The organism is Duganella zoogloeoides, assembly GCF_034479515.1.
Classification (GTDB): Bacteria; Pseudomonadota; Gammaproteobacteria; order Burkholderiales; family Burkholderiaceae_D; genus Rugamonas; species Rugamonas zoogloeoides.
The window spans coordinates 3,594,923-3,615,230 of sequence record NZ_CP140152.1 but is presented as its reverse complement, the minus strand read 5'-3'; the positions used below and the strand labels follow the sequence as shown (position 1 = coordinate 3,615,230).

The following is a 20,308-nucleotide window of genomic DNA, read 5'->3' as shown; positions in this document are numbered from 1 at the left end:
CGCCGACGCGCAGTTGTAACCTGCCTGAAGGAATAGTTGCTATTCCGCGCTGGAATGGGCGCGCGGGGCTTACATGCCTGAAGCTAAACCTTAGTATGAGTCGGCATTACCAAGGTGCGATTTCGCCAACTTCCGGACCGCTCTATATTGGCTACAGGTCGGCGCCGCCGTCCTGCTGTTTGTCCCCCAGGAGAGAACATGTTCGTGCATAACGATAAAAAGCTGCCCGTGCTGCGCACGGTAAAAGCAGAATGGCTGGTGTTGTGCTCCGTGCTGCTGGTGAGCGCGCTGATGATGGGTTATTTCATCTGGAACGAACGCGCGCTGCTGATCGCCTCCAACATCGAACGCATGCGGCTGCAAACCCTGATCATCGACGAAAACCTCAGCCGCCAGTTCGAGGGCGTGCGCAGTGCGCTCGACAGCACGCGCGACGCCTTCCGCGCCAACGGCATGTGCACCGCCGATTGCCGCCGCCTGCTGCTGCAGTCGCTCAAGCGCGCCATGCCCGGCGTGCGCGCGCTGCTGGTGGTGGACCGCCATGGCGCCATCGTCAGCTCCGACGACGACCTGCGCGACGTGCGCCTCGACGACAGCAACTACACCAGCAAGGTCGCCGCCATGCGCGACGCCGACACCCTCTACCTGTCGCAGCCCTACGAAAATACGCCCGGCGTCTTCAACATCAAGCTGTCGATGGCGCTGATGCACGCCGACGGCACCAACAACGGCGCCGTGATCGCCATCCTCAACCCCGAATATTTCGACGCCGTGATGCGCTCGGCCCTGTATGCGCCGGACATGAACAGCGCCATCATCGAGGACAGCGGCCGGCGCATCCTGTACGTGCCGGCCGATCCGGCGGCGATGCGCCGCGCGCTCACCTTGCCCGATCCGTTCTTCAGCCGCCACCAGCGCAGCGGCCGCGCCGACACCGCCTTCGACGGCCTGGATGCCCATGGCGCACCGCGCCTGATGGTTCAACGCACCATGTTCATGGGCGGGCTGGGGCTGGACCACACGCTGGTAGTGAGCCTGGGGCGCGATCCCGCCATGATCGCCCAGGGCTGGCGCAGCATGGCCTGGACCAGCGCGCTGGCCTGGCTGCTGTTCGCGCTGTGCGCCACCGGCACGCTGGCGCTGGTGCACCGCCGCCGCCAGGCGCTCGACGACCTGGCGCGGTTGCGCGCCGACGAGCAGGCCGCCGCTGCCGAAAAAGTGGAGCTGGCCCTGAACGGCGCCAACCTGGGCCTGTGGGAGTGGGACATGGTGGCCGACGTGCGCAGCGTCGATGCGCGCTCGGCGGCCATGCTGGGCTACACGCTGGAAGAACAGAACCGCGTGCTGCTCGACTGGCGCCCGCTGGTGCATGCCGACGATATGCCGGGCCTGGACGCCGCGCTGGCCGCGCACCTGGCCGACAGCAGCCGCTCGTACGAGGCCGAATACCGCATGCGCCACCGCGCCGGCCACTGGGTGTGGCTGCAAAGCCGGGGCAGGGTGGTGGACCGCGCGCCGGACAGCACACCACTGCGCATGCTGGGCACCCGCATGGACATCAGCGCCCGCAAGCTGGCGGAAGCGGAAATCGCCCACCTGGCGTTCTATGACGGCCTGACCAACCTGCCCAACCGCCGCCTGCTGCTCGACCGCCTGCACCACGCCATTGCCAAGGCCGGGCGCAGCGCCAGCCACGGCGCCGTGCTGTTCGTCGATCTCGACAACTTCAAGTCGCTTAACGACACCATGGGCCACGACATGGGCGACCGCCTGCTGGAGATGGTGGCCTTCCGCCTGCAGGAAGTCACGCGCGAGACCGACACCGTGGCGCGCCTGGGCGGCGACGAATTCGTGCTCCTGCTCGAAGACCTGGGCACCCAGCAGCAGGCTGCGCTCGACAACGCGGCCTCGGTGGCCGGCAAGGTGCTGGAGGCGCTCAGCCGCTGCTACCTGCTGGACGGCCACGAGCTGCTCAGCACTCCCAGCATCGGCGTGGTGCTGTTCTGCCAGGAGCACCACACCATCAACGACCTGCTGCGCCAGGCCGACATGGCGATGTACGAAGCCAAGGCGGCCGGCCGCGCCACGTTCCGCTTTTTCGACACTGCGATGCCGTTCGTCGATCCGGCCAAGCTGGTAGCATAGCACTGTGCCTGTCGCCGCGCAGGCGAACTGTATCGGCCATGGCGGCGCCCGGGCAGGTAAGCTGGAACCACCGATTTTTACAGGAGCATCGACGACATGGGTACCAAACACACTGAAGCTGCGGGCCGGATCGAGCCGTATACCCATCCGGCGGCGGGGTGGGGGGCGCTCAAATACGTGGCCCTCAACCTGTGGCGCGAGCGCGTCGCCGCCGGCAAGTACGGCACCCTGTTTGCGCAGAACCAGCCCGACGGCTTCGATTGCCCCGGCTGCGCCTGGCCCGACCGCGAACACAGCTCCACCTTCGAATTCTGCGAGAACGGCGTCAAGGCGGTGGCGGCGGAAGCCACCAGCAAGCGCGTGACCAACGACTTGTTCAGCCGTTACAGCGTGACCGAGCTGCTGGCGCAGTCGGACTACGAACTCGAACAGCATGGCCGCCTGACCGCGCCGATGCGCTACGACGCCGCCACCGATCATTACGTGCCGGTGTCGTGGGACGACGCGTTCACCCTGGTGGCGCGCGAACTCAAGGCGCTAGAGCACCCCGACCAGGCGGCGTTCTACACGTCGGGCCGCGCCAGCAACGAGGCGGCCTTCCTTTACCAGCTGTTCGCCCGCGCCTACGGCACCAACAACTTTCCCGACTGCTCCAATATGTGCCACGAGGCGACCAGCCGGGGCCTGCCGGCCTCCGTGGGCGTGGGCAAGGGCACGGTGGTGCTTGAGGATTTCGAACATGCCGACGTGATCATGATCTTCGGCCAGAATCCCGCCACCAACCATCCGCGCATGCTGGGCGAACCGCGCGACTGCGCCCGGCGCGGCGCCACCATCGTATCGATCAACCCGCTGCGCGAGCGTGGCCTGGAACGCTTCGCCAGTCCGCAGGACCCGGTCGAAATGATCACCCTGTCGAGCACCCCGATCGCCTCGCTGTTCCTGCAGCCGCGTGTGGGCGGCGACTTCGCGCTGATCAAGGCGCTGGCCAAGCGCGTGCTGGAACTCGACGATGCGGCAGTCGCTACAAATGCCGCGCGGGTGCTGGACGTGGCCTTCATCGCCGAGCATACGACCGGCTTCGATGCCTTTACCGCCGACCTGCGCGCCGAAAGCTGGGACGTGCTGCTGGCCGAATCGGGCGTGCCCCGCGCCGCCATCGAACAGCTGGCGCAGGTGTACGCCAAAGGCGAGCGCGTGATCGCCACCTGGGGCATGGGCATCACCCAGCACAAGAACTCCGTGGCAACCATCCAGATGCTGGCCAACCTGATGCTCATGCGCGGCAATATCGGCCGCCTGGGCGCGGGCCTGTGCCCGGTGCGCGGCCACTCCAATGTGCAGGGCAACCGCACGGTTGGCATCGAGGAGCGGCCGACAGACGCCTTCCTCGACCGCATGGAACAGGTGTTCGGCTTCGCCCAGCCGCGCCACCACGGCCTGGACGTGGTAGCCACCATCGCCGCCATGGTTGCACAAAAAGTGAAAGTGTTCGTGGGCCTGGGCGGCAATTTCGCCGTCGCCACGCCCGACACCGAGGTGACGTACGCAGCGCTGCGCTCGTGCGCTCTGACGGTGAACATCACCACCAAGCTCAATCGCAGCCACCTGGTGCACGGGCGCGCAGCGCTGATCCTGCCCACGCTGGGTCGCACCGAAATCGATGAACGCCAGGGTGTGCCGCAAGGCGTGACGGTGGAAGATTCGATGAGCATGGTCCACGTCTCGTATGGCATCAACCAGCCGGCGTCGCCGGACCTGCTGTCGGAAGTGGCGATCGTGGCGCGCATGGCCGAGGCCACGCTGGGCTCTGGTCCTGGCGTGGGCCGCGACAGCCTGGCCTGGGCCACGTACCGCGACGACTATGCTCGCATCCGCGACGATATCGCGCTGGTGTTCGACGACTTCCACGACTACAACGAGCGTATCGCGGCGCCGGGCGGCTTCCACCTGCCGGTGGGACCGCGCCAGCTGAAATGGCGCACCGCCAGCGGCAAGGCCACTTTCATTCCCCACGCGGTGGCGGTCGATACGCCGATTGCACGGGCGCGCCAACGCCATGGCGACCAGCTGATGGTGATGATGACCACCCGTTCCCACGACCAGTACAACACCACCATCTATGCGCTGGACGACCGCTATCGCGGCGTGTTCGGCATGCGCCGCGTGATCTTCATCAACCAGGCCGATCTCGACATGCTGGGCATGAAAGCGGGCGACTGGGTCGATGTGCGCAGCGTGTGGGTGGAAGGCGATGACGGGGTCGAGCGTGAAACGGTGCGCCGCGCCGACGGCTTCATGCTGGTGGCCTATGATATTCCGCGCGGCTGCCTGGGCGCCTACTACCCGGAGACCAATGGCCTGGTGCCGCTAGCCAGCGTGGCCGACGGCGCCGGCACGCCCACGTCGAAATCGATTCCCGTGCTGCTGTCGCCGGGCGCCATGCCTGCCGGCGGCGGCCGCTGAGTCTTCACCAGCCGCGGTACCGTTTCCGATCGCCGCCCGGCGCAGAGAACGGGGCCGGGCGGCGCAGCTGCAATACCCGGCCTTGCGTTGCTTCCTGGCGCAAGGCCGGCGCAAGGGCGCTGGCGCGCAACCGGTCCAGGTGCCAGCCGGGCATGGCCTCGGCCGGCATCGGCCGCGCCACCAGGTAGCCCTGCGCCTGGTCGCAACCGAGTTCGCGCAGCAGTGTCATATCTTCCACCGTTTCGATACCCTCCGCCACCGACGTCACCCCCAACTCGCGCGCGGTGGCAATTGCGTGGCGCAGCAGCGGCCTGACGTGCGGGCGCTGCCACGCCCCGTGCACCAGCTGGCGATCCAGTTTCAGTTCGCTGAACGGAAAGCGCGCCAGCCGCAGCATCGACGCATGGCCGGCACCGTAGTCGTCCAGCGACAGACCAAAGCCGTGTAGCCGCAGCTTGATCAGCATGCGCAGCGCCGTGGCCAGGTCGGCCACCTCGGCATATTCGACGATCTCGAAAGTGAGGTAAGTGGGCGGGATGCAGGCGCGCGCGACGGCGGCGATCAGTTCACTGGCCAGGTGCGGGTCGGTCAATGACAGCGGCGACAGATTGATCGACAGCGGCAGCGCCAGGCCGGCGCGGCTCCAGGCTTGCCAGTCGCGCAGCGCCAGGCGCACCACTTCCATCGTCACCTGGTCCATCATGCCAGCCGCCTCCACCTGCGGCAGGAAGGCGCACGGCGCCAGCAGGCCCTGGCCCGGCCGGCGCCAGCGCAGCAGCGCTTCCGCCCCTTGCAACTGCGCGCTTGTGCCTTGCAGCGCCACCTTGGGCTGGTAGTGCAGCTTGAACTGGCCGCTACGGATGGCATCCTGCACCTGCGCTGCATCCACCGCCAGCACCGTCCGCGTGGGCGGTGCTTCCCGGCGTGGCGGTGGCTGCTTGGCGGGGCCGGCGCGGGTGCATGCGCGGAGCGTGGCCAGTAGAGCCGGAGCCTGCGCCGGCTTGGGTACCATGCCCAGCGGCTGCAAGCCCAGCGCAATTGCCAATGTGAGCGCCGCGTCCTGGATTCGCTCGCACACGGCGCTGCAAATCACCACGCTGGTGGCTGGCGCCAATATCGACAGCGCCAGCAGCAGGTCGGCGCCGTCCATGTCGGGCAGGTGCAGGTCGAGGATTACCAGGTCGGGCGCCGCCGGCAGCGACTCGACCAGTTCCAGCCCGGTCGTGCCGTCGTGTGCCCAACCGTTGACGCGTACGCCGCATTGGCGGCATAACGCAATGGTATCCTCGCAGGCATGCCGGTCGGCGTCGATGACGACCACCCGCAGCGAGGGCTGGCCGGGCGCGAGGCTCATGCCGCGCTCCGTTGCAGCCGGCCCGCCAGCCGCAGCCCCGGCGTTGCCGCCGACGTTGCCGGTTCAGTTGCGGGCGCCCGGCGCGGATCGGCGATGCGGAAGCGGCCCACCGCCTGCGCCAGCCGCACCGACTGCTCCTGCAGCGACTGCGCGGCGGCCGCGACTCGCTCCACCAGCGCGGCGTTCTGCTGCGTGCCCTGGTCCATCTGCACCACGGCGTCGCTACAGGCGGCGATACCCTGGTGCTGCTCCGCGCTGGCGTGGCGGATCTGGCCGAGCAGGTCGGCTACCCGCGCCACGCCGGTCACGATGTCCTGCATCGCCACGTCGGCGGCGCGCACCTGCTCGCCGCCGGCATCGGCTTGCGTCACCGAGGCCTTGATCAGCGTGCCGACCTGGCGCGCGGCGTCGGCCGAGCGGTGTGCCAGTTGCCGCACCTCGCCGGCCACCACCGCGAAGCCGCGTCCCTGTTCGCCGGCGCGCGCCGCCTCCACCGCCGCGTTGAGCGCGAGGATATTGGTCTGGAAAGCGAGGGCGTCGATGATGCCGACGATGTCGGCCATCTGCGCCGACGAGGCGCGGATCGCCGCCATGCGCTCGCTCACAGCTGCCACCGCCGCGCCGCCCTTGCCGGCCGCTTGCGACGCGTGTTGCGCCATGTCGCTGGCGCGCCGCGCATGATCGGCGTTCTGTTGCACGGTGACGGTCAGCTGTTCCATCGCCGCCGCCGTCTCCTGCAGGCTGGCCGCCTGCTGCTCGGTGCGCGCCGACAGATCGAGATTGCCGCTGGCGATCTGGGTGGAGGCGGCGGCAATCAGGTCGGTGTCGGCGCGCACCTGCGCCACCAGCATTCCGAGGCTGGCACGCATGCGCTCCATTTCGTACAGCATGCTCACCTGGTCGCCGGGGCGCAGCGCGATGGCGGCGCTCAGGTCGCCCTCGGCAATGCGGGCGGCGGTGTGCGCGGCCTGGTCAGGTTCGCCACCGAGGGCGCGGCGCAGGCGCATGATGATCAGCGCAGCGGCGGCGCCCGAGAGCAGCAGCGCCGCCAGGCCCAGTCCCAGCATGGTGGCGCGGTTGCGGGTGTAGGCGTGCGCCGCGTCTGCGCGGGCCTGGCGCATCAGGTCTACCTCGTTGTCGATCTGGGTCGCCAGCGCGGCGCGGCACGCTTGCAGCATGGCTTTGAGTTCGGTGTTGAGCAAGGTGTTGGCTTCGGCGTTGCGGTCCGCCTGTTCGAGCGCGATCAGGCGCTCCTTGCCGGCCGTGTAGCCATCGTAGGCGGTGCGCACCCGGGCCAGCGCGGCGCGCCCGGACGGCGTGACCACGCGGCGGTCCAGCCGGGCGATGGCCGCTTCGATGTCGCGCCGGTAGCCGTGGATGTTGTCGATCTCCTGCGTGCGCACGCCGGCGTCGTCGCTGAGCATGATGTTGCGCAGCGAGACCGCGATGTCCGTCACCCTCAGGCGCACGCCGGTGGCCAGTTCGATCTTGGGCCAGCGGTCGTCGGCCATGCCGGCAGTGGCGGCATTGAGCTTGGCCTGCTCCTGCAGCGCCAGCGCGATGACAGCGGCCAGCAGCAGGCACATCAGGCCGAAGCCGGCCATGAGCAGGTTGGCGACCTTGATGCGGGAGGTTTTCATGGGGGACCTGTGCGGTGGTGTGGAAGGCTACAGGATAGGGCCGCGCGCGGCCGCGCCATGGCTACAGATCGCGCCATGGCGGGGGAGTACAGTTGTGCGAAAAGTCAGCCGCTGCGGCGCAATGGCTCCATCAACTCGCCCGCGACCAGGCCCAGCGTGCGCACCGCCGCTTCCATGGCCGGGTTCCAGGGGTAGCTGTAGTTCAGGCGGATGTGGTGGCGCCAGGCGCCGCTGGCGGCGAACATGTCGCCGGCGGCCAGGCTGATGCCGCGTTCCTGTGCGCGCGCATACAGTTCCAGCGCCTGCACGCCGAAGGGCAGGCCGACCCACAGCAGGTAGCCGCCGGCGGGTGTCGAGACGCTGGTGCCGTCGGGGAAAAAGCGCAGCACGGCCGCTGCCATGATGCTGGCCTGCTGCGCCAGGGTTTTGCGCACCCGGCGCAGGTGGTAGTCATAACCGTCGGTGCGCAGGTATTCGGCGATCGCCAACTGCGGCAGTGACGGCATGCTGGGGGAGTTGAGGAACTTGAGCCTTTCCACTTGCGCGTGGCAGCGCCCGGGCAGGGTCCAGCCGATGCGCCAGCCGTTGGTCAGGCTCTTGGAGAACGAATTGCAGTGCATGACCAGGCCGTGCGTGTCGAAGTGCTTGAGGCTCGCCGGATGGCTGTCGCCGTAATACAGCTCGTGATAGACATCGTTCTCGATCACCGGCAGATCGTGCCGCGCCAGCAGGTCCACCAGCGTGCGCTGGCATTCTTCCGGCATGCGGAAGCCCAGCGGGTTCTGGAAGTTGGGCATCACCACGCACGCCGCCACGTCGTCGGTCTCGATGGCGCGTTCCAGCGCCGCCAGGTCGATGCCCCGTTGCGGATCGGTGGCAATTTCCAGCACCCGCATACCGAGTCTTCTGACTGCCTGCAGCAGCGCGTAATAGGTGGGCGTTTCCACCGCGATGGCCGCTCCCGGCCGTGCCACTGCTTGCAGGCACAGGTTGATCGCTTCGGTGGCGCCGGCGGTGACGATGATGTCGGACACATCGACGGCCAGCCCGTTGTCCAGGTGACGGCGGGCGATCTGGCGTATCAGTTCCGGGTTGCCGGGCGGGAGGTCGGACAACGGCATGCGGCCGCCGCCGCGGCGCCCGATGCTGGTGGCGTAGTGGTTGAGGCGCGCCCACGGGAACAGCGCGGGATCGGGGTAGGGGGAGCCGAACGGCACGCTGCCCTGGTCGATCGAGCGCAGGGTGGTGAGGACCAGCGCGCTGATGTCGAGCGACGGCGCGCGCGCCACTTCGGCCGGCGCCGGCGGCAGCGGGGCGGTCGTGGGCAGCGCCGCGCCGGGCGGGCGACGGCGCACGAAGTAGCCCGATTGCGGCCGGCTTTCGATCACGCCCTGGCTCTCGAGCAGCAGGAAGGCGCGGATCACGGTGGAGACGCTGAGGTTGTGGTGCTGGCTGGTCTGGCGCACCGAGGGAATGCGTTCGCCCTCGCGGATCACGCCCTGGGCGATCTGTCCGGCGATGTCCGCCGCCAGCGTCTCATACAGTTTCAAGGCATTCTCCGAGATGGCAATGAACACAGCTTATGCCAACCGGAAGTTACCGGATATTATACTTTGGTTGCTAACGGCGGGCTTTTGGTGACGTTTTGCCTATACCGAAGTATAGGGGAGCAAACCATTGGTTACACCTTATAATCCCGTGGATTACTATGATAATGACAAGGTTGACGATGCGTCGGGACGCCAGGACACCGCTGCTTTCCACACTGCTGATCCTCAGCACGCTGCTGATTTTCATCCTCGATACCTTCACGCCGCTCGATGTCGCCATCGCCGTGCTGTACGTGGTGGTGGTGCTGCTGTCGGCCAGCGTGTGGCAGCGGCGCGGCGTGCTGTGGACCTGCGGCGCGTGCCTGGTGGCGACTGCGCTGTCGTACGTGGTGACGCACCTCGACGTGTTTTCGGTTGCGGCGGTAGGGCGTATGGTGGTCAGCATGTCCGCCATCGGCATCGCCACCTTCCTGGTGCTGCGCGGCCAGGAAGCCACCAACGCGCTGCTGGCGCGCGAAAAGGCGCTGCGCCGCAGCCAGGCCTTCCTGGCCGGCTCCCAGCGCATCAGCAAAACCGGCAGTTTCAGCATCAAGACCCCGGGCGGCGACATGTTCTGGTCCGACGAAGCCGCGCGCATTTTCGACTACGCGCCCGACATCACTCCCACCATCGACCTGATACTGGCGCGCACCGCGCCGGACGACCGCGTGATGGTGCGCGCGGCGTTCGACCGTTGCACCGAGTGCCTTGGCAGCGTCGATCTGCGCCACCGCCTGGTGATGGCCGACGGGTCTATCAAGTATGTGCAGGTGCTGGCCGAACCGCTGTTTTCGCGCGATGGCGACTGCGAATATCTCGGATCGATTACCGACGTCACCGCCGCCGTGGTGTCGGAGCAGGCCTTGCACAACTCGCAGGTGCAGCTGCAGCACGCCACCCGCGTCACCATGCTCGGCGAACTGGCCGCCTCCATTGCGCACGAAGTGAACCAGCCGCTGGCCGCCATCTCCACCAACGGCGAGGCGTGTCTGCGCTGGATGAACCGTCCGCAACCGGACCTGGAAGAAGCGCGCTACACCGTCAACGCCATTCTCGAAGCGAGCGCCCGCGCCACCGGCGTGATCAAGCGCATCCGCGCGCTGGCGCGCCGCAGCGACCCGCAGCACCTGGGACTGGACCTGAACCTGCTGGCCGAGGAGAGCGTGGACCTGGTGCGGCGTGAACTGAACAACCACCGGGTGGCGCTGGTGCTCGAACTGGAAGCCGGCCTGCCGCCGGTCAACGGCGACCGCGTACAGCTGCAGCAGGTGATCATCAACCTGCTGATGAACGCGATCCAGGCCATGCACCGTTGCCCGTCCGGCCAGGCCGTGCTCACGCTGCGCACCGAGCGCCGCGCCGACGGCACGCTGTGGCTGGGCGTGACCGATACCGGTCCCGGCATCCCGCCCGCCGAGATGCCGCGCCTGTTCGAAGCCTTCTACAGCACCAAGCCCGATGGCATGGGCATGGGCCTGCCGATCTGCCGCTCCATCATCGAAACCCACGGTGGCCGCATCTGGGCCGTCGAACATGCGTCCGACACCCCGGCCGGTGCTACCATCGTGGTTTCCTTACCCGCCATGGAAGCTGCATGAATCCCGCTGACATCGAACCGCTGATCTACCTGGTGGACGACGACGCGCTGCTGCGCGACGCCATCGGCAGCCTGCTGCGTTCCGTGGGCATGCGTGTGGCCGCCTATCCGTCGGTGGCGGCGTTCCTGGCCGTACCGCGCGAGGATGCGACCAGCTGCCTGCTGCTCGACGTGCGCCTGCAGGGCGTGAGCGGGCTCGATTTCCAGGCAGACCTCAATCGCGAGGGCGTGCCCCTGCCGGTGATCTTCATGACCGGGCATGGCGATATTCCGATGTCGGTGCGGGCCATGAAGGCGGGCGCCATCGACTTCCTGGCCAAGCCGTTCCGCGACCAGGATCTGCTCGACGCCATCAACGTGGCGCTGCAAGCGGACAGCGCGCGCCGCAGCCGCGACCAGGCGCTGCACGCGGTCACCGCGCGCTACGCTACGCTCACCCCGCGCGAACGCGAAATCATGGCGCTGGCCGCCCGGGGCCTGATGAACAAGCAGATCGCCGGCGAGGTGGGCACCAGCGAAATCACGGTCAAGATCCATCGCGGCAATGCCATGCGCAAGATGGAAGCGAAAACCTTTGCCGACCTGGTACGCATGGCCGAGGCGCTGGGGCTGGCCTGAGTACAAATTAACTGAAGCGATTCCATCAAAAACTTTGCTCAAGCTTCAAGCCGATTTTTGGCTCTACAGTACGGCTGGCGCTGCGCAGCAGAATCGTGCCATCGCCGTCGAGCAGTTGCTCGGAACCGTCGAGATTCGATGAGATCAAGTGATCGATATTGAATCGCAGTTTAGTCTTGGGATCCACGGTCCAGGAACCGTCAAAGCCCAGATCAAAACGCTGGTTTTTGTAATCTCTCTTGATTTCGCTGCTTCTGGTCCACACGGCGGGCGATAAATTCATATCGAAGCCAATTTTCAGCGGAATAACGGCAAAACCATACCCTGTACCCAGCTTGACAGTCCAGGGAGACTGTCCGGCGACGCGGTTGTCAGGGCCAGGAACCAGGGATATCCTCGAAATCGCAAAGCTTACGGCGCCGCGCACCTCAATCTTTGGCATGCCTTTCCATACCTCCGCTGTGTTTATCTGTGCTTCCAGCCCGATGCCGCGGCTCCACGCAGTGCCCAGGTTCTCCGGGCGAATGACATAGCGGGGACTATCTGCCCACGGCACCGGCATCAGCTGCAGATGCTTTCCGATCGCATTCTTAAACTCTCGATCAAATAATTCCACGGTGATGACGCTGTCCTCACCGATATAGTGTTCAAATGACAAATTCAAGCCAATGGCCCGCTCTGGCCTCAGGCCGGGATTACCAACCGTATCGGCGAAGTCAGGCGTGTTAGCACCACACAGACCTGCAGCGGGACACGGCGACCAAACGTTAATGGTCGGGCGCGCACTGAGCTGGTCATTGAACGGTGAATTGAAAGTGCGAGCGATACCAAGGCGAATTTGATCTTTGGCGTCAGTGGTCTGTCTCCAGGTAATATTGGCAGACGGAGAGATGACAGAGTAGCGTATCCGGGTCTTGAAAATTCCTTCATTCATATCCAGCTTGCGCCGTTCGGCAGAGATGCCCAGATTGATGCTCATTAACTTACTGAAACGCCATTCATCTTGCGCGAATATGGAGATTTTGTCATCGGTGCCCGTCTTGCTCGTACCAAAGGTATTTAGGCTGGCATCTGGCAAACCATTGAGAAAACTCCGATATTCGGTGTCCTCGCGGTTGCGAAGTTGGGTTATCCCTGCCTTTAACGCATGTTGCTCCAGCCTGCGCGAGTAATTGGCCCTGAGTACATCAGTGCGTCGATCAGAACCTTGCAAGTTTTGTTGGGAGCGCGGCGGGAGTGAAACAAACGTTTCCTCTCGATCCAGGTCCTTGCGATAAGAAAAACGCGTGGGAGAGAACGTTAGCGTCAGCGCCGCACGCTTGGGGAGCGTTAGTTCCCATTTTAGCGGCAGAGAGAAAGAGTGCAGCGGTGACCGAGAAATCTCACTCGATGCACTTGGACCCCTGTCTGTTGGAAGCCATGCACTTGCAGTGCTAGCTGTCGATTCAGACAACATCACAAATGCTGAAGGTTCCACGCTGAATTTGTTCTCAGTATCGCGTTGCCACGCAAACGTCGATGAAGCAAGTAGTTTTCGTACATCCTCGCGCCGATCCGTCGCATTACGTTCCACCAATGTCATGAAATTCCCGCCACCTTGTGCTGACAAGCTTGAGCTTTCAAACTTGTGCTGTCGCGATTTGCCGAGGGAAACCTGAGCCGCGTAGGAATACGGAGAACCGGTCTCGAACATGCTGGTTGACCATGCGATATCCGCCCCCGAGCCTTGTGGTCCACCTGCTATCGAACTTCGCAAAGAATTCGTCGTTCGTCGATTTATTTTCCGGGAAACGATATTGATCGTCCCCGCACTACCAAACGGTCCGAATTCCGCTACTGCCGACCTGACTATTTCGATATTTTCGATGTGCACGACATCGAGTTCCAGCGGGTCTTTCCCACCTGTCGCAGGAATCCCATCGATTAAAATCTGGGTGTGTCCGGGCATGCCCATCAAACCTAATTTTCCGTTGGAGGAGACCGTGACCGCAGGGTGGCGCTTTAGCAGATCCGCCGCCGTACTTACCCCGCTCTCCTCGATGCTCTTGCGCCCGATAATAATTTTTCCTGCAATCGAATCTCTACGTGCATCAACTTCTGATTTTGATCCAAAAATTTCAACTTGCTTTGGAGTGCTATCTGCAGTTTCCAATTTTTCTGAAGTGAACGTTTTAGTATTGGCAAACACTGACCAGGAAGTGGAGACCAAAATGACCGACAACTTTATCTTAAGTGCTAAAAAATTACGATTTCTCAAAAAAACTCCGGGTTATATGACCAGACTTACTTCTTATCCCGATTGCAGATGAACTCACATTTTTCTGATTCGTTCAGTTCCTCCATGCAGCGCTTCTTACAGGCTTTTGCATCAAATTTTTTGCCCTCGTCAGAGGGCGCGGGAGCAGGCGCAGAGTCAGCAAAGGAGGCAAAACTAAGCGTTGAAGCTAAAACCACTGCGCAAAGAAGGAAAAGATTTTTCATGTACATGATCCTGTTAAATGATTATTGTATATCTGAAAACACGCCAAAGTCGATAGCGCCTCTTTGCCTGCTGCCTGCAAGATGCCTCCGCTCCTAATACCCATGTATGATTCCGGGATCCCGCCCGGACCGGTATTGTTCTCCCATGCGCTGGACGGCCGCTAGCCGCCGTTCGAACATGGGAGTACTTAGTGTTTCAACCAGATCCAGATTTTTCCAATATCGCCATCGTCGATGACGACGAGTCGGTGCGGGTGGCCTTGCGCAGCCTGCTGCGCTCCTATGGCTACTCGGCCCATGCCTACGATTCGGCCGGCGCACTGCTGGCCAACGAAGCGCTGGGCGGCTACCACTGCGTGATCACCGATCTGCAAATGCCCGGCATGAGCGGCATCGAGCTGCTCGAGCAGCTGCGCCGGCAGGGCAGTGCGATGCCGCTGATCCTGATGACCGCCTTCCCGGAAGCGGCGCTGCGCAAGCGCGCGTTGTCGGGCGGCGCCAGCTGCTTTCTGAGCAAACCATTCGAGGCCAATGCGCTGCTGCGCTGCCTGCGCCAGGCCAGTGGCGCCGAACCCACCCCTCCACTGGAGTAAGCGATGCAACCCTCCGCCAGCCGTTCGCGCCGTGTCATATACATCATGCTGCTGCTGGTTATCGCTGCCAGCCTCGCGCTGTCGGCAGCGATGGAGAGGACCGCCAACACCATCCGCCGCAACGAGACGCCGCTGCTGACCGTGGTCATTCCGCAGCTGCGCTACCTCGGCGATTTCGAGAGCGCGCTGCTGCGGTACCAGCTGGCGTTCGATAAACGATATACGGAGTCGATTACGCCGGACCGCTTCCGCTTCCTGGAACGCATGGGCCGCAGCGAACTCGATTCCACACTGGGGCAACTGCGGCCCAGCCTGGGCGATGGCCCGGAGCTGGGCGTATTGCGCGACGGGACCCTGCGCATCGTCGCCATGGCGCCGGAATTCGAGCGCCTGGTGGGCGCCGATCCCGATGCTAAAGCCGATGCGCACTCCGACGCCGCACGCCAGTTGCTGGTGACGATGAACGACGACGTCAAGGCGCTGCGCACGCAGGTCGATGCGATGCAGCTGCGGGTGCAGGAAGCGCTGTACGACAACGGCACCCTGGCTGGCCGCAGCATTTCCTCGATCACCGCGCTGATCCATATCTTCGACGTGCTGGCCGTGCTTACCGGCCTGTTTCTGCTGTACCACGTCCGGGCCCGGGTACGGGTCGAGGACGAACTCAAACACCTGGCCGGCCACGATCCGCTCACCGGCCTGCCGCACCGGCGTGCCTTCGAGGCCCGGCTGCACACCCTGGCCGCGCAGCCCGCGAGCAGTGGCCGCCACGCCGTGGTGTTGGGCACCATCGACCGCTTTTCGCGCATTATCGGCGGTTTCGGCCACGCTTTCGGCGACCGCGTGATGGTGGGACTGGCGGCGAGATTGCGGGTGGCGGCCGAGCGCAGCGGCGGCGAAGTGTTCCGCCTCGACGGCGCCAATTTCGCCATCCGGTACCGGGTGGGCTGCGACAGCGTGGAATTCGAGCTGGCGCTGGCCGGCCTGCGCGAGGAAGTGCGCAATCCTTACGACTGCGAAGGCCACGAGATTTTCACCACATTGAGCCTGGGCGCGGCCAGCTATCCGCTGCACAGCCAGTCGCCGCAGGCGCTGCTGCGCCATGCCGACGCCGCATTGCAGGCGGCGCGCAAGGCCGGCGGCGACAGCCTGGTCACCTATGGCCCGGAACTGACGGCGCAAACCGGAGAACGGCTGGACATGGAAGCGCTGCTGCGCCACGCCATCGAACGCGACGAACTGGAACTCCATTACCAGCCGCAGCAAGGCCTGCGCGACGGCCGCCTGATGGGCTTCGAGGCGCTGCTGCGCTGGCGCCGCATGGGGCAGCTGATCTCGCCGGCCGATTTCATTCCCATGGCCGAGGAATCAGGCCTGATCGTGCCGATCGGTAAATGGGTGATCGAGGAAGCGTGCCGCCAGGGCGCCGAATGGCACCGCGAGACCGGCGCGGCGGTGCAGGTGGCGATCAATATCTCGCCGCGCCAGTTTGCCGCACCGGGCTTCCTGGCGCACCTGGAAGGCGTGCTGGCCGCCACCGGCGTGGAACCGTCGTCGATCGAGCTGGAAATCACCGAGAGCGTGATGGTGGAAAACGCCGAAATGGCGATCGCGCTGCTGCACCGGTTGCGTGGCCTGGGGTTGAAACTGGCGATCGACGATTTTGGCACCGGTTATTCGAGCCTGGCTTACCTGTCGCGCTTCCCGATCCACAAGCTCAAGATCGACCAGTCGTTCGTGCGCAATATGCACACCGTGAGCGAGCAAAGCACTATCGTCCAGGCCACCATCAGCCTCGGTCACAGCCTGGGGCTGACCGTGATCGCGGAAGGCGTGGAAACGGAGCAGCAGCGCACCATGCTGGCCGCCTGGCGCTGCGACGAAATCCAGGGCTATTGCTACGCCCGCCCACTGCCCGCCGCGATGGCGCGGCGCTTTATCGAGAACGGCCTGCACCTGCAGGCCGCATAAGAAACCTCCAGAGCAAGGGGCTGCAACGCCCGCCGGGGCGTTTGAAAAACCTCCAGAGCAAGGCGCAGCGACGAAGACAGTACGCTAGTACGGCAAGGAGCTGCAACGCCCGCCGGGGCGTTTGAAAAACCTCCAGAGCAAGGCGCAGCGACGAAGACAGTATGCTAGTACGGCAAGGAGCTGCAACGCCGCTATGGAGGTTTTTCAGGCGCTCAGTTGCGGCGGAAGCGTTTACCCATGCCGGGCTTGAGGGTCTCGGCGCAGTCGCCGCAAAAGCCGTACAGCGACAGCGAGTGCTCGTGCAGCACGAAGTTGCGTTCGCGGGCCACGGCTTCCTGGCGCTGCTCGATTTCGGCGTCGAGAAATTCCTCCATCTTGCCGCAGTTGGTGCAGATCAGGTGGTCGTGGTGGCCGCCTTCATTGAGTTCGAAGACCGAGGCCACCGACTCGAAATGGCGGCGGATCAGGATGCCGGCATCGGCAAACTGCATCAGCACCCGGTACACGGTAGCCAGCCCCATGTCGATGCCCTCGTCATGCAGCAGACGATAGACATCGTCGGCATTCATGTGCTTGGACTTCGATTCCTGGAACAATTGGAGGATGCGCAGGCGGGGCAGGGTGGCCTTGAGGCCCAGTTTACGGAGTTCTTGTGGAATATCCATGCGGTTGGTCGTCAACAGTCCTAAGAAATGATAATGATTCTTATTCGCACTATAGCGGGTATTTGTTTTCTCTGCAACGTACGATTGGCTTGTGCGCCACCTTTTTCGGGCGGCGACGTCCTATAATCGTCGATCTTCGTTCCTTACCGCATACAAGCCAGTAACCTCGTGAACTATCCCTTCCTCAACGGCGGCGGCCATATCGCGCAGATCATCGCCTCCTACGACTGGGCCGGTACCGCGCTGGGCGCCATCGACACCTGGTCGCAATCGCTCAAGACCACGGTATCGACCATGTTGCGCTCCACGCTGCCCATGGTGGCGCTGCTGGGCGACGAGGGCGTGATGATCTACAACGACGGCTATTCCGAATTTGCCGGCCGCCGCCACCCGATGTCGCTCGGCTCCAACGTGCGCGAGTCGTGGCCCGAGGTGGCAGATCATAACGACTACGTGATCCGCGTGGCGCTGGCCGGCGGTACGCTGGCGTACAAGGACCAGGAAATGACGCTGCTGCGTTCCGGCAAACCGGAGCAGGTGTGGATGAATCTCGACTACGCGCCGATCCTGGACGAAGCGGGCAAGCCGTGGGGGGTGCTGGTGGTGGTGGTGGATACCACCGACAAGATCCGCGCCGAGCAGCAGCTGCGTGCCAGCGAAAATACCTTCCGCACCCTGGCCCAGGCAATTCCGAGCCAGGTGTGGTCGGCCGATGCGGATGGCTCGCTCAACTGGTTCAACGAGCAGGTGTACCGTTATTCCGGCACCCAGCCGGGTCAGTTGACGGGTGACGCCTGGACCGCGATCGTCCACGCCGACGACAGCGCCAAGGTGGCCGCAGCATGGCGCGCCTCGGTCGCCACCGCGCAGAATTTCGAGGTCGAATACCGGATCCGCCGCGCCGACGGCGCCTGGCGCTGGCACATCGTGCGCGCCATGCCCATCATCGACGACAACGGCGTGGTGCAGCGCTGGGTGGGTACCAGTACCGATATCGAGGACCAGAAAGCCACCGCCAGCAAATTGCAGCTGCAAGTGGCCGAACGCACGGCCGAGCGCGACCGCATGTGGCGCCACGCCACCGACGTCATGCTGGTGACCACGCTAGACGGCTGGATCACCGCCGCCAATCCGGCCTTCACCCGCCTGCTGGGCTGGGACGAGGCGGAAATCATCGGTACCTCGATCCACAAGATCATCCATCCGGACGACGCCCAGTCGTCGCTGGCCGAAATGGACTCGCTGGCGCAGGGCCACAGTACCTTCAAATTCGAGAACCGCACGCTGCGCAAGGGTGGCGGCCACGCCATCCTGTCCTGGACCGCCGTGCCGGACGAGGGCTTCATCCACGCCGTGGGCCGCGACATGACGGCCGAGCGGGCAGCCGCCGAAGAGATGCGCCGCACGTCGCTCAAATTGCAGCAGGCGCAGAAGATGGAAGCGATCGGCAAGCTGACGGGCGGCGTGGCGCACGACTTCAACAACCTGTTGCAGGTCATCTCCGGCAACCTGCAACTGCTGGCTGCCGATGTGGCCGATATGCCGCGCGCCCAGCGCCGCGTGGAGCAGGCGCTGGCCGGCGTCACCCGTGGCGCCAAGCTGGCCAGCTACCTGCTGGCGTTCGGCCGGCGCCAGGCGCTCGATCCGCGCGTGGTGCGCATCGGCCGCTTCATCGCCGGCATGGAAGACATGCTGCGGCGCAGCCTGGGCGAGGAAATCGAGGTGGAAACCGTGATCTCGGGCGGCCTGTGGAACACCCTGGTCGATACCGCCCAGGTGGAAAACGCTGTGCTCAACCTGTGCATCAACGCGCGCGACGCCATGGACGGCGTGGGCAAGCTCACCATCGAGGTAGGCAACGCCATGCTCGACGACCACTACGCACGGAACCACCCGGAACTGTCTCCCGGCCAGTACGTGATGATCGCCGTCAGTGACACCGGCGCCGGCATGTCGCCCGAGATCATGGCGCAGGCCTTCGACCCGTTCTTTTCCACCAAACCGGAAGGCAAGGGCAGCGGCCTGGGACTGTCGATGGTGTATGGCTTCGTGCGCCAGTCCGGCGGCCACGTGCAGATCTACAGCGAGCCCGGTTGCGGCACCACGGTCAAGCTGTACCTGCCGCGCTCCACCGACATCGAGGATGCCCCGGCGCCGCCGGAAACGCGTGCCGTGGTCGGCGGCCAGGAGACCATCCTGGTGGCCGAGGATGACGAGGGCGTGCGCGCCACCGTGGTCGAAATGCTGGGCGAACTCGGTTACCGGGTGCTCAAGGCAAGCGACGCCGCCAGCGCGCTGTCCATCATCGACAGCGGCATGCCGATCGATCTGCTGTTTACCGACGTGGTGATGCCCGGCCCGTTGCGCAGCCCCGATCTGGCGCGCAAGGCGCGCGAACGCCTGCCTGGCATCGCCGTGCTGTTTACGTCCGGGTACACCGAGAACGCCATCGTCCACGGCGGCCGGCTCGACGCCGGCGTGGACTTGCTGGGCAAGCCTTACACCCGCGAAGCGCTGGCGCGCAAGGTGCGCCATGTCCTGGCCAACCGCCAGCACGCGGCGCAACTGGCGGCGCAGCCGGCAGCGGCAATGCTGGCCCAGCTCGCGCGCAGGGCGGAGGTGGTCGAGGCGCCGGAGATGGCTGAACAGGCTGAACATGCCGAACTGGCGGAAGCTGGCGACGCGGCCGATACATCGGCGGATACGACCGACATGGCGGCTATCCCTGCAACGACGACGATGGCGCCTGATCCGGTGCCCGGCCAGCCTGCAGGACAGCCGGCCGCCGACCGCCGGGACGGCGGCCGCCGGGACGCCGGCCGCCGGGACGCCGGCCGCCGCATACTGCTGGTCGAGGACGAACCGGAACTGCGCGAGACAACTGCCGAACTGCTCGAACTGCTGGGCCACCAGGTCAGCGCCTGCGGCGACGCTTCCAGCGCCCTGGCCGCGCTGGACGGTGGCGAGTTCGACATCATGCTCACCGATATCTCGCTGCCCGACCTGTCGGGCGAGGTACTGGCCGCGCGCGCGCTGGCGTTGCGACCAGGCCTGCGGGTGATATTCGCCAGCGGTCAGACGCCGAGATCCATGCTCGATGGCGCGCAATTGCTGCTCAAGCCATTCAGCATCGACCAGCTAGTGGAAGCCCTGGCACGCATCTGACCAGGGGCCAATATCCCCGCTAAT

At 64.9% G+C, this 20,308-nt stretch carries 13 protein-coding genes; 7 read left to right on the top strand and 6 right to left on the bottom strand.

Annotation, left to right across the window (positions count from 1 at the left end; all coding sequences use genetic code 11):
* Window positions 1–198 precede the first annotated feature (198 nt).
* Window positions 199–2,145, top strand: a complete 1,947-nt coding sequence (locus SR858_RS15895; RefSeq protein WP_019919981.1) for a sensor domain-containing diguanylate cyclase — start codon at window positions 199–201, stop codon at window positions 2,143–2,145.
* 96 nt (window positions 2,146–2,241) lie between these two features.
* Window positions 2,242–4,611: an FdhF/YdeP family oxidoreductase gene (locus tag SR858_RS15890; RefSeq protein ID WP_019919980.1), complete on the top strand. Its 2,370-nt coding sequence runs from the start codon at window positions 2,242–2,244 to the stop codon at window positions 4,609–4,611.
* Between the two features lie 4 nt (window positions 4,612–4,615).
* Here SR858_RS15890 and SR858_RS15885 read toward each other — a convergent pair whose 3' ends face one another.
* The 3 genes from SR858_RS15885 to SR858_RS15875 all read right to left on the bottom strand — a co-directional run bounded on the left by SR858_RS15885 (window position 4,616) and on the right by SR858_RS15875 (window position 9,155).
* Window positions 4,616–5,965 (bottom strand): EAL domain-containing response regulator, encoded by a 1,350-nt coding sequence (locus tag SR858_RS15885; protein ID WP_019919979.1) that lies wholly within the window; start codon window positions 5,963–5,965, stop codon window positions 4,616–4,618.
* Window positions 5,962–7,605 (bottom strand): methyl-accepting chemotaxis protein, encoded by a 1,644-nt coding sequence (locus tag SR858_RS15880; protein WP_019919978.1) that lies wholly within the window; start codon window positions 7,603–7,605, stop codon window positions 5,962–5,964. The genes SR858_RS15885 and SR858_RS15880 overlap by 4 nt, the downstream gene beginning before the upstream one ends.
* 104 nt (window positions 7,606–7,709) lie before the next feature.
* The gene (locus tag SR858_RS15875; RefSeq protein ID WP_026636938.1) at window positions 7,710–9,155 is read right to left on the bottom strand and encodes an aminotransferase-like domain-containing protein; all 1,446 of its coding nucleotides are present in this window, start codon (window positions 9,153–9,155) and stop codon (window positions 7,710–7,712) included.
* 179 nt (window positions 9,156–9,334) lie between these two features.
* Here SR858_RS15875 and SR858_RS15870 point away from each other — a divergent pair, with 179 nt between their 5' ends.
* Window positions 9,335–10,792: a sensor histidine kinase gene (locus tag SR858_RS15870; RefSeq protein WP_019919976.1), complete on the top strand. Its 1,458-nt coding sequence runs from the start codon at window positions 9,335–9,337 to the stop codon at window positions 10,790–10,792.
* The gene (locus SR858_RS15865; protein WP_019919975.1) at window positions 10,789–11,409 is read left to right on the top strand and encodes a response regulator transcription factor; all 621 of its coding nucleotides are present in this window, start codon (window positions 10,789–10,791) and stop codon (window positions 11,407–11,409) included. Before SR858_RS15870 ends, SR858_RS15865 begins: the two co-directional genes overlap by 4 nt.
* Window positions 11,410–11,434: 25 nt before the next feature.
* Here the strand turns inward: SR858_RS15865 and SR858_RS15860 are convergent, their stop codons facing one another.
* Both SR858_RS15860 and SR858_RS15855 read right to left on the bottom strand, forming a co-directional pair.
* Window positions 11,435–13,666: a TonB-dependent receptor plug domain-containing protein gene (locus SR858_RS15860; RefSeq protein ID WP_084669778.1), complete on the bottom strand. Its 2,232-nt coding sequence runs from the start codon at window positions 13,664–13,666 to the stop codon at window positions 11,435–11,437.
* A gap of 26 nt (window positions 13,667–13,692) precedes the next feature.
* Complete coding sequence (locus SR858_RS15855) at window positions 13,693–13,890, bottom strand: hypothetical protein (protein ID WP_154819707.1); 198 nt, start codon at window positions 13,888–13,890, stop codon at window positions 13,693–13,695.
* Between the two features lie 191 nt (window positions 13,891–14,081).
* Here SR858_RS15855 and SR858_RS15850 point away from each other — a divergent pair, with 191 nt between their 5' ends.
* Together SR858_RS15850 and SR858_RS15845 are read left to right on the top strand one after the other, a co-directional pair.
* Window positions 14,082–14,483, top strand: a complete 402-nt coding sequence (locus SR858_RS15850) for a response regulator transcription factor (RefSeq protein WP_019919973.1) — start codon at window positions 14,082–14,084, stop codon at window positions 14,481–14,483.
* A gap of 3 nt (window positions 14,484–14,486) precedes the next feature.
* Window positions 14,487–16,454 carry a putative bifunctional diguanylate cyclase/phosphodiesterase gene (locus tag SR858_RS15845; RefSeq protein ID WP_019919972.1) on the top strand — a complete coding sequence of 656 codons (1,968 nt, stop codon included), beginning with the start codon at window positions 14,487–14,489 and terminating at the stop codon, window positions 16,452–16,454.
* Window positions 16,455–16,666: 212 nt separating this feature from the next.
* On the opposite strand, the gene fur is transcribed toward SR858_RS15845, so the two are convergent.
* A complete protein-coding gene (gene fur / locus SR858_RS15840) occupies window positions 16,667–17,119 on the bottom strand; it encodes a ferric iron uptake transcriptional regulator (protein ID WP_040377365.1) in 453 nt (150 codons plus the stop codon).
* 168 nt (window positions 17,120–17,287) lie between these two features.
* Here fur and SR858_RS15835 point away from each other — a divergent pair, with 168 nt between their 5' ends.
* Window positions 17,288–20,284: a PAS domain S-box protein gene (locus SR858_RS15835; protein ID WP_020647634.1), complete on the top strand. Its 2,997-nt coding sequence runs from the start codon at window positions 17,288–17,290 to the stop codon at window positions 20,282–20,284.
* Window positions 20,285–20,308: the final 24 nt, after the last annotated feature.

Excerpts from the sequence above, each read along its gene's own strand:
- SR858_RS15895 (WP_019919981.1), top strand. The coding sequence starts at position 199 with ATGTTCGTGCATAACGATAAAAAGCTGCCCGTGCTGCGCACGGTAAAA.
- SR858_RS15890 (WP_019919980.1), top strand. The coding sequence starts at position 2,242 with ATGGGTACCAAACACACTGAAGCTGCGGGCCGGATCGAGCCGTATACC.
- SR858_RS15885 (WP_019919979.1), bottom strand. The coding sequence starts at position 5,965 with ATGAGCCTCGCGCCCGGCCAGCCCTCGCTGCGGGTGGTCGTCATCGAC.
- SR858_RS15880 (WP_019919978.1), bottom strand. The coding sequence starts at position 7,605 with ATGAAAACCTCCCGCATCAAGGTCGCCAACCTGCTCATGGCCGGCTTC.
- SR858_RS15870 (WP_019919976.1), top strand. The coding sequence starts at position 9,335 with ATGCGTCGGGACGCCAGGACACCGCTGCTTTCCACACTGCTGATCCTC.
- SR858_RS15865 (WP_019919975.1), top strand. The coding sequence starts at position 10,789 with ATGAATCCCGCTGACATCGAACCGCTGATCTACCTGGTGGACGACGAC.
- SR858_RS15855 (WP_154819707.1), bottom strand. The coding sequence starts at position 13,890 with ATGAAAAATCTTTTCCTTCTTTGCGCAGTGGTTTTAGCTTCAACGCTT.
- SR858_RS15845 (WP_019919972.1), top strand. The coding sequence starts at position 14,487 with ATGCAACCCTCCGCCAGCCGTTCGCGCCGTGTCATATACATCATGCTG.
- fur (WP_040377365.1), bottom strand. The coding sequence starts at position 17,119 with ATGGATATTCCACAAGAACTCCGTAAACTGGGCCTCAAGGCCACCCTG.